The 9,704-nt window shown below is 44.0% G+C and carries 10 protein-coding genes; all 10 read left to right on the top strand.

Features of this window, described 5'->3' with window-relative positions; all coding sequences use genetic code 11:
• A partial coding sequence (locus QZY09_RS10855) for a Gfo/Idh/MocA family oxidoreductase (RefSeq protein WP_295672276.1) occupies window positions 1–1,167 on the top strand: 1,167 nt, incomplete at its 5' end.
• 118 nt (window positions 1,168–1,285) lie between these two features.
• Complete coding sequence (locus tag QZY09_RS10850; protein WP_295672274.1) at window positions 1,286–1,912, top strand: gluconate 2-dehydrogenase subunit 3 family protein; 627 nt, start codon at window positions 1,286–1,288, stop codon at window positions 1,910–1,912.
• 114 nt (window positions 1,913–2,026) lie between these two features.
• Entirely contained in the window at window positions 2,027–2,656 is a 630-nt protein-coding gene (locus tag QZY09_RS10845; RefSeq protein ID WP_295672272.1) for a gluconate 2-dehydrogenase subunit 3 family protein, read from the top strand.
• Between the two features lie 190 nt (window positions 2,657–2,846).
• Window positions 2,847–4,016 carry a Gfo/Idh/MocA family oxidoreductase gene (locus tag QZY09_RS10840; RefSeq protein ID WP_295672270.1) on the top strand — a complete coding sequence of 390 codons (1,170 nt, stop codon included), beginning with the start codon at window positions 2,847–2,849 and terminating at the stop codon, window positions 4,014–4,016.
• Window positions 4,017–4,118: 102 nt separating this feature from the next.
• Window positions 4,119–5,174: a sugar phosphate isomerase/epimerase gene (locus QZY09_RS10835; RefSeq protein ID WP_295672268.1), complete on the top strand. Its 1,056-nt coding sequence runs from the start codon at window positions 4,119–4,121 to the stop codon at window positions 5,172–5,174.
• Between the two features lie 58 nt (window positions 5,175–5,232).
• Entirely contained in the window at window positions 5,233–6,504 is a 1,272-nt protein-coding gene (locus QZY09_RS10830; RefSeq protein ID WP_295672266.1) for a sugar MFS transporter, read from the top strand.
• Between the two features lie 76 nt (window positions 6,505–6,580).
• Window positions 6,581–6,988 carry a c-type cytochrome gene (locus QZY09_RS10825; RefSeq protein WP_295672264.1) on the top strand — a complete coding sequence of 136 codons (408 nt, stop codon included), beginning with the start codon at window positions 6,581–6,583 and terminating at the stop codon, window positions 6,986–6,988.
• Window positions 6,989–7,010: 22 nt separating this feature from the next.
• Window positions 7,011–8,234, top strand: coding sequence for a nucleoside permease (locus QZY09_RS10820; protein ID WP_295672262.1), 1,224 nt, complete (start codon window positions 7,011–7,013; stop codon window positions 8,232–8,234).
• Window positions 8,235–8,243: 9 nt separating this feature from the next.
• Entirely contained in the window at window positions 8,244–9,134 is an 891-nt protein-coding gene (locus tag QZY09_RS10815) for a TIM barrel protein (protein WP_295672260.1), read from the top strand.
• A gap of 129 nt (window positions 9,135–9,263) precedes the next feature.
• Window positions 9,264–9,704: twin-arginine translocation signal domain-containing protein (locus QZY09_RS10810; RefSeq protein ID WP_295672259.1), on the top strand; the 441-nt coding region annotated here is incomplete at its 3' end.

Raw genomic sequence — 9,704 nt, 5'->3', positions numbered from 1 at the left:
GCAACATCTGTCAAAAGATTCCCTAAAGCCAAATATTATAAAGACTGGCGCGCAGTATTTGATAAAGAATCAAAAAACTTTGATGCTGTATCAGTATCAACCCCCGACCATACGCATGCTATCGTAGCTTACCATGCTATGCAACTGGGCAAGCACGTTTATGTTCAAAAACCATTAACACATGATATTGCAGAAGCCCGCCTGTTAACCCAAGCTGCAGAGCAATACAAAGTGGTAACCCAAATGGGCAACCAGGGTGCCTCTAACGATGGCACCAGGCAACTCGCTGAATGGTATGATGCCGGTAAAATAGGGCACGTACATACGGTTTATTGCTGGACAAACCGCCCCGTTTGGCCGCAGGGTATTCCATGGCCAACCAAAAAGGCGGAGATACCTGCTACTTTAGATTGGGACCTATGGTTGGGTACCGCCCCTAAAAAAGACTTTGTGGAAAACCTGGTACCGTTTAACTGGCGCGGCTGGTGGGATTACGGAACCGGCGCACTGGGCGATATGGGTTGCCACCTATTAGAGGCACCGTTCCGCGCGCTTGGGCTGCAATATGCTAAAGATGTTCAGGCAAGTGTAGGTTCAGTTTATGTAGGAGAGTTCCGCCAGGGTCATTTCCCGGATAGCTGCCCGCCGTCAAGTCATATCACCCTTACTTTCCCCAAAACCGAAAAGACACATGGAGAGGTAACCCTTCACTGGATGGATGGCGGTATTCAACCGGAAAGACCTGAAGAATTGGGTGCCAACGAACAATTTGGAGACGACGGTAATGGCACTTTATTTATCGGCACAAAAGGTAAAATGATGGCCAGCACTTACGGATTTAACCCACAGTTGTTGCCAACGTCGCTTACAAAAGAAACCCACGTGAAACAAAAATACGCCCGCGTTCACGGTCAGTCTGACGGGCACTACGGCCAGTGGGTTGAAGGCTGTATAGCAGGTTACGGCAATACTGAATTAAGCTCATCATTCGATGTAGCCGGCCCTTTAACTGAAGCATTACTGATGGCGAATCTTGCCGTAAGAGGACACGACCTTAAAGGCGGCCATATTAAAATGGAATGGGATAATGACAATATGAAGATCACCAATTTTGATGCCGTTAACCAATATGTTAAGCGCACTTATAGGGAAGGCTGGACAATATAATAATGCAGAATGACGGAATTATTGATTTATTGAATTTTTATCCGATATTCAAACAATATTTCTGCCATACCAATTATAAACTAAAACAATTCAATAACGCAATAATTCAAAATTAATAATGAATAGAAGAGACGCAATAGGAAGGGTAGCCCTGATCATGGGTGGCGCGGTTATCGGCGCCGAATTTTTCCTGTCGGGATGTAAACCGGGAGGTGCATCAAATGTTGCCGACTTGTTCAAACAGGATAATGTTGCTTTTTTAAACGAAGTGGCTGATACCATATTGCCAACCACTGCCGGCTCGCCGGGTGCAAAAGCGGCAAACGTCGGGTCGTTTATAGCCGTAATGGTAAGAGATTGCTACACTCCTGCTGATCAGCAAACCTTTATTGACGGTATCGGCAAACTGAATGACGCTGCCAATAAAAAATCAGGCAGCAAGTTTATGGACCTTAGCCCGCAACAGCGTACCGATCTGTTGGTTGACCTTGACAAGGAACAAAAGGAGTATACCGCCAAACGCGATAAGGACATCGCCGCTGATAAACTAAAGCATAAAGACGATCCTTCGTACGTTGCTGCAGAGTTACCGAAACACTATTTCAGGATGGTGAAGGAATTAACCTTATTAGGTTACTTCACTTCTGAGATCGGTGCCACGAAAGCTTTGCGCTATATTGCCGTACCGGGCCATTATGACGGAAATTTACTATACAAAAAAGGTGACAAAGCTTGGGCAACCTGATAAATAGTGAATAAGTGAAGTGTGAATTAGTGATTTAAATTAGTTTTAAAATCAATCACTAATTCACTTTTATGCAATTCACTAAATCACTCATTCACTAAATCACTAACTAAAATGAATAGAAGAGATGCAATCGGCAGGGTGGCCCTGCTCATGGGTGGCGCGGTAATAGGCGCCGAATTTTTCCTGTCGGGATGCCGGCCAAACGGCGCTTCAAATGTCGACGACTTGTTCAAACAGGAAAATGCCGACTTTTTAAATGAGGTTGCTGAAACCATTTTACCAACCACAGCAAGCTCGCCTGGTGCGAAAGCAGCCAGAGTAGGGCAATTTATGGCGGTAATGGTGCGTGATTGCTATACCCCGGCAGATCAAAAAACATTTATTGAGGGGATCTCCAATTTGAATGATGCCAGCCAGAAAAAATACAATGCCAAGTTTATGGATATTTCTTTGGCTCAGCGTACAGAATTGCTCATAGCGGCTGACAGTGAGCAAAAGGAATTCTATAAGCAACTGTATAAGAAAATAGCGCCGGAAGAGGCAAAACATAAAGGTGATATCAACTACGTAGCGCCCGATCAGCCCAACCACTATTTTAAAATGATGAAGGAAATAACCCTGCTGGGATTTTTTACATCGGAAATTGGGGCCACAAAAGCCCTGCGGTATGTAGAAACCCCTGGTCATTTCGACGGCTGCGTACCTTATAAAAAAGGCGATAAAGCCTGGGCGGATGCTTAATTAATTAGTGAATTATTGAATTAGTGATTTAGTGAATAACTGAATTAGTGAATTAAAAAAGTATTTAATAATTTAGATTTTCATTAAAAAGATCAGCATTATTGCGATTAAAACAAATCAATAATTCTATAATTCACTAATTAAACTCACTAATTCACTAAATCAACAACTCAATAATTCAATAATTAATATGTCTCACAGAAAACTCCGCATGGGCATGATCGGCGGGGGAAAAGATGCCTTTATAGGTGCTATTCACCGAATCGCCGCCAATATGGATGGCCAAATTGAACTGGTTTGCGGCGCGCTTAGTATAAACAAAGAAATAGCTATTGAAAGTGGTAAAATTCTTTTTTTACGGGAAGACCGGACTTATACGAATTTCGAGGAAATGATCCTTGCAGAAAGCAAACTGCCTGAAGATAAACGAATGGATTTTGTAACGATCGTTACACCGAATTTCGCGCATTTTGCACCGGCAATGATGGCCATGGACCATGGTTTTCATGTGGTGATCGAAAAACCCATCGCATTTACCCTCGATGAAGCAAAACAACTGCGGGCTAAACAGGAAGAAACAGGTTTGATGCTGTTGCTTACCCACACTTATTCAGGTTATCCACTGGTTAAAGAAGCCCGTGAACTGGTGAAAAAAGGTGCGCTCGGCAAAATCAGGAAGATCTATGTAGAATATTGCCAGGGATGGTTGAGCAAATTATCTGAACGTGAAGGTAATGCCCAGGCCGCCTGGAGAACTGATCCGAAAAAATCAGGTAAAAGCGGTTGTATGGGTGATATAGGTACCCACGCGGCACATTTGGCTGAATATATTTCAGGCTTAAAGATTACTCAGCTTTGCGCCTCATTAAATGTTGTTGTTGAAGGCCGCATGCTGGATGATGACGGCGCTATCCTGCTCCGTTTTGAAGACAATGCCACTGGTACGCTGATGGCATCGCAAATTGCAGCCGGTGAAGAAAATGCACTTAAAATTCGTGTTTACGGTGAACTCGGCGGCCTGGAATGGGCGCAGCAGGAACCAAATACATTAACATTGAAATGGCTGGATAAACCAGCGCAAACGCTGAGGGCAGGCGGCAATTACGGCGACAGGGAATCAACCTACGCGGTACATAATACCCGTACCCCCGGCGGACACCCGGAAGGCTATCTGGAAGCTTTTGGCAACCTGTACCGCAACTTTGCACTATCGCTGATGGCAAAACTTAACAACGAGGAACCAAAACCCGAGTGGTTGGATTTTCCCGGCGTTGAAGACGGCATAAGGGGTATGGCATTTATTGAAAATGTAGTTGCCTCTAACCAAAGCAACGAAAAGTGGACGGATTATGTAATCTGATGTGCGGATATGCAAATGTGCGGATGTGCAGATGATTTGAAAATGACTAATGACGCGCAGCAAATGCCTTAATGACATTTCTACTAATGAACCAGTGAACCAATGACAACCATAAAAGGACCGGCACTATTTATAGCGCAATTTATAGGGGATGAGGCCCCGTTTAACAGCCTCGAAGGAATTTGTAAATGGGCAAAAGCTTTAGGCTATAAAGGGCTGCAGTTACCCACACTTGATCCCCGTTTTATCGATCTGAAAAAAGCAGCTGAAAGCAAAACTTATGCGGAGGAATTAAAAGGCGAGATCAATTCTTACGGCTTGGAAATTACCGAGCTCTCCACCCACCTGCAGGGCCAGCTGGTTGCTGTAAACCCGGTATACGACCAGCTTTTTGATGGATTTGCGCCGGAACATTTACGTAATAACCCAAGAGCAAGGCAGGAGTGGGCCGTACAGGAATTAAAATATGCAGCCAAAGCATCTCAAAATTTAGGTTTAAACGCTTCTGTAACTTTTAGCGGGGCGTTATTATGGCCGATGGTTTACCCATGGCCCCAAAGGCCGGCCGGCATTGTTGAAACTGCTTTTGACGAACTAGCCAAACGGTGGAAACCAATTTTGGATGTTTATGAAGATTGCGGTATCGACCTTTGCTACGAAATTCACCCCGGTGAAGACCTGCACGACGGAATCACCTACGAAATGTTTTTAGATAAGGTAAACCACCATAAACGTGCCTGTTTACTTTACGATCCGTCCCATTTTGTGTTGCAGTGCCTCAATTACCTGGAATACATCGACTTGTATCACGAACGGATAAAAATGTTCCATGTTAAGGATGCGGAGTTTAACCCTACCGGCAAACAGGGTGTGTATGGCGGCTACCAGAACTGGATAGACAGGGCGGGCCGGTTCCGCTCATTAGGCGATGGGCAGGTTGATTTTAAAGGAATATTTAGTAAACTTACACAATATAATTACACAGGATGGGCCGTACTTGAATGGGAGTGCGCCCTTAAACATCCTGAAGACGGCGCGAGAGAAGGCGCGGTTTTTATTAAAGATCATATCATCAGGGTTACGGAGAAGGCTTTTGATGACTTTGCGGCCTCCGGGTCTGACGATGCGTTTAACCGCAAAACTTTGGGTATTGATTGAAATATCCGCATGAAGAAGAACCAATAAATAAACTAATAAACCTAAAATTTTTTGAACAATGCAAATTAACCGTACAGCGTTATTCAGGGCGAGTTGTCTTTCCCTGCTGGTAACCTCCCTGTCTTTCGGTATCCGCGCGGGTATCATGGGCGACCTTCAATCAAATTTCCATTTAAATGCTTCCCAATTAGGGGCTATCACCGCTACTGCTTTTTGGGGCTTCCCGCTGGCCGTAGTTATTGGTGGAATGATTGTGGATATCATTGGTATGAAACGCTTATTGGTGATGGCATTTATCTTTCACCTGTTGGGTATATTACTAACAATCTTCGCCGGTGGGTTCTGGACACTGTTCATATCTACCTTAACTATTGGTGTTGCCAACGGAACGGTTGAAGCAGCATGTAATCCTTTGGTAACTACCTTGTTCCCTGAAAGTAAAACGACAAAACTTAATCATTTCCATTTATGGTTCCCTGGAGGGATATTTATCGGAACGTTGATTGTTTTACTATTTACAAAATTAGGTTTAAGCTGGCAGATCCAGGTTGGCACGATGCTGATCCCAACTTTGATCTACGGGTATTTGTTCTCGAAATTAGATTTCCCGGTTACCGAACGCGTTTCTTCGGGAGTGTCTATGGCCGGTATGTATAAGGCCCTTGCGTCGCCTTTATTCATCTTTATGTTTATTTGCATGTGCGGCACAGCCATCACAGAGTTATATACGGAACAATGGGTGCCGGTATTACTAAAAAGCATAGGTAACCCAATTCTTATTGTTACTGCTACATCAGGCGTAATGGTACTGGGACGTGGTTTGGCAAAGCCGGTATTAAAACGCTTCGCTCCACAGGGTGTTTTGTTGATGTCCGCTACGATTGCTGCAGTTGGCCTTTACTTACTATATACTTCAACAGGCAATGTGTTTGTTGATGCAATTGTATTCGGTATAGGTGTATGTTATTTTTGGCCAACCATGTTAGGTTTTGTGAACGAAAACCTTCCTAAAACAGGCGCATTGGGCTTAAACCTGATGGGGGGCGCGGGGATGTTGTCCGTATCTTTTTATACCATATACATGGGGCATTATATCGACAGGGTGGTGGCAGGTAAATTACCGGCTGGAAGCAGTTTGCAGGATGCTGTTAAAGCGGCGCCGGGCAGCAGTTTAGAAACTTTGTATAACGACGCAAAAAATGTAACCGGCATTGATGTTTTGCATATTACAAGCTTCATACCTATAGGGCTTATTGTTGCATTTACCGGGCTTGTTATTTATATGCGTTCCAGAAACAAAAATGCTGCATTAAAATCGGCGGCTGTATAGAACAATAGAATATTAATATTGTAATTTTAAAAAATCAAATTATAATTTAACAACATATCAAACTAAAATCATCAGCATGAAAAAAGTATTCGGAATGTTACTTATAGCGGCAGTATTCAGCGCCTGCGGTGGCGGTTCAAAATCAGGGAGTTCTGACAGTTCAGCTACAGCTCCTGCCACTGATACAAGCGCTATGGCAGCAACAGCATCAAGAACAATAGACACCACCCAGGCTGGCGGTAAACTGATCGCAAAAAATGATTGTTTAACCTGCCATAAGGTCGACTCAAAAGTGGTAGGCCCTGCTTACGCTGACGTTGCAAAAAAATATACTGCATCTGATGCCGTTATTGATACTTTAGCCAGCAAGATCATCAAAGGCGGAAAAGGTAACTGGGGCGAGGTAGCGATGACTCCTCATGCCGCGCTTTCAATGGATGATGCCAAAACTATTGTAAAATACATTTTAACCCTAAAAAAATAGGGTACTCAACAAGCCACAAGCCATGACAGCAGCCATCCGGATTAAGTTATCGACAATGATGTTCCTGGAGTTTTTTATCTGGGGGGCATGGTTTGTTACCATGGGGACGTATCTGACCAAAACACTTAGCGCAACCGGCACCCAAAATGGTACGGCCTACGCGACGCAAGCACTGGGTGCGATCATAGCGCCGTTTATTATTGGATTGATCGCCGACAAATACTTTTCGGCCCAAAAAATACTCGGTATACTGCATATTATCGGTGCCATGCTGCTTTATTATCAAACAACTGTGCCGACATTTGACGCCTTTTATCCTGGTATTTTGGCATACATGATAATTTATATGCCAACACTTGCCCTGGTGAATTCGATCTCTTTTAAACAAATGACTAACCCGAGTAAGGAATTTCCGTGGATAAGAGTGTTTGGAACAGTCGGCTGGATAATAGCAGGTATCACCATCGGTGTGCTAGGCTGGGAGCAAAGTGGAACTTTGGTTTTGACATTCAAAATGGCCGCTGTTGCTTCAGCGATGCTTGGCGTCTTAAGTTTTACTTTACCAGACACCCCGCCGGTAAAAAAAGGTCAAAAAACCTCGTTAAGCGACATCATCGGTTTGGATTCAATAGGATTGTTAAAGAACCGGTCATACCTGGTGTTTTTCCTTGCATCTGTGGCCATCTGTATTCCGCTCGCGTTTTATTATAATTTTACCAATCCATTCCTGAACGAAGTTGGCATGAAACGTGCAGCTGGAGTGCAATCACTCGGGCAATTCTCTGAACTGATATTTATGGTGGCTATGCCCTTCTTCTTTGTGAGGCTTGGCGTAAAAAAAATGCTGGCCATGGGCATGCTGGCCTGGGCATTTCGGTATGTGTTTTTTGCTTACGGAAATGCGGGCAATGAATACTGGATGCTGCTTGCTGGGATCATTATTCATGGTGTTTGCTATGATTTCTTCTTCGTTACCGGGCAAATTTACACCGACAATCTTGCGGGAGAAAGATTTAAAAGCGCCGCGCAGGGATTTATCACCCTGGCAACCTATGGCGTTGGTATGTTCATCGGTTTCACCATTTCAGGGCCGATAGTAGATCATTGGCAAACCATCTGGCTGATACCAGGCGGCATAGCGGCGGCGGTGTTAGTGTTGTTCCTGTTGTTTTTTAAAGATACCAATCAAATACAAACCCAACCCGGCCTGGATATTGAAGAACCATCCCCGGAAGTACAAATATAACCCTGCACCATGGCATTTAAACAAAACAGACGATCGGCTATCCGCAACATCGTTGCCGGAACCGCTGCAATTACAGCAACAGGCATGTTAAGCTCTTTTAAAAAGGAAGAAATCAAAGAAAAATTGTCAGACAAACTTAAAGGCAATATTAACCACTCCGTTTCGCCCTGGTGCTACAGTGAATTAACACTCGATCAGCTTTGTGAAGTAAGTAAGCAAATAGGTATTACCGGTGTCGATTTGTGCGGGCCTAAGGATTGGCCTATACTGCAAAAACATGGCTTGTATTCATCCATGTGCAATGGCGCCGAGATCAACCTGACAGACGCTTTTGGCGATAAGCAGTTTCATGCTACCCTCCAGAAGAATTATACGGAAATGATCCCCCTGGTGGAGAAGAACGGTTACAAAAACCTGATCTGCTTTAGCGGAAGCCGGCGGGGTAAAGACAACGAAACCGGCTGGAACAACTGTGTTGAAGGACTGAAACCCCTTGTTGCGTTAGCCGAAAAACACAACGTGGTGCTCTGTATGGAATTGCTGAACAGCAAGATCGATCACAAAGATTACCAGTGCAATAGCGTGGAATGGGGTGTTGAATTGGCAAAACGTATAAATTCTGAAAACTTTAAGCTGCTTTTTGATATCTATCATATGCAGATCATGGAAGGTGACATTGTTAGAAATGTAACCGATTATCATCAGTATATCGCACATTATCATACCGGCGGCATCCCCGGCAGGCACGAGATCGACGACACACAAGAACTTCATTATCCTGCCGTAATGCGGGCCATAGTGGCTACGGGCTACAAAGGTTATGTAGGCCAGGAATTTGTGCCAAAAAATTCCGACAAAATCGCATCCCTAAAGGCCGCGATACAAATTTGTGATGTGTAGATTGTTGTAAAGTTAGAAGGTTGTAATGTTGAAAAGTTAAAACAGTATTAAAATATACCAATGACTCAATGACGCGCAGCAAATGACCCAATGACTTTTCTACCAATGAACTAATAAACCAATGAATAAATGAACAAAACATCAAGAAGAAAGTTCCTGACACAGGCCGGTATGGTTACCGCTGCCGCCATGATAGCGCCGAATTTACTTTCAGCTAAATCCGGTCATATTGCCGGCTTGCAGCTGTACAGCCTGCGCGACCAGTTACCCAAAGATGTGAAAGGCTATATCGCTAAAGTTGCCGGGGCTGGTTATAAAGAGGTTGAACCTTTTGGGTACTCAAAAAAAGACGGTTTCTGGGGGCTTGATGCCAAAGCGTTCAGCAACCTGCTGAAACAGAATGGTCTAACTACAGCTAGTGCACATTTTGGGATGGACCAGTATTTTGTGGAAGGCAAAACTGACGACCTTGAAACTTATATCGAAGCGGCCAACATCACAGGCATGACTTATGTGATCATTCCCTCCATAAACGGGGAAGTGCTTAAAAGTGCGGATCAGTTTAAACAG

This window comes from uncultured Mucilaginibacter sp. (genome assembly GCF_903913935.1).
Taxonomy (GTDB): domain Bacteria; phylum Bacteroidota; class Bacteroidia; order Sphingobacteriales; family Sphingobacteriaceae; genus Mucilaginibacter.
This window is presented reverse-complemented; position numbering and strand designations above follow the sequence as displayed.